Origin of the sequence: Desulforhopalus sp. IMCC35007 (assembly GCF_005116575.1) — a bacterium.
In the GTDB taxonomy this organism is placed as follows: domain Bacteria; phylum Desulfobacterota; class Desulfobulbia; order Desulfobulbales; family Desulfocapsaceae; genus Desulforhopalus_A.
In genome coordinates, this window is record NZ_SWCN01000084.1 from 1 (window position 1) to 472 (window position 472).

Below are 472 nucleotides of genomic sequence, written 5' to 3' on the forward strand. Positions count from 1 at the left end.
TTTCGATAGATCTCCAGCGCCTCGACTGCATCTTTGATCTCATTGCTCAACAGTGCAAAATATCCGTAATTGCGTTTTGCCTCAGCCATCGCCTCTTCATTGGCAACAACCTTCACTCCTCGGACCGGCGTGCTTTTTACAGTAAAATATTTGGCATAGTGCTTCTCGTGATCAGGATGACGCTGTCCATTTTCCAATTCATTCTGCCAAACAGCCATCCGATTATTGAAAGCTTTCTCATCCTCCAGGGCTCTGTCTGGTGAATAATAGAAATGAAGATACATCCGCCGGTCCGCTGTGATTGTATCACCTTTGTACGGACGATCTTGCACATAGTTCCAGGTTATCGGCAGAGAATACGCATAGAGTTCGTATGCCTGACTGTAATGATTCCAGTTGCGCATCGGCTCACGAACAGCATCAAGATGTGTCTTAATAAGTTTCAGCGACAGCTTGGCGGCTATCAGGAATT

1 pseudogene is annotated in these 472 nt (G+C 46.0%); it reads right to left on the minus strand.

What is annotated here, in order from left to right:
• Positions 1-472, minus strand: a pseudogene (locus tag FCL48_RS24710) (transposase); the annotation flags it as partial.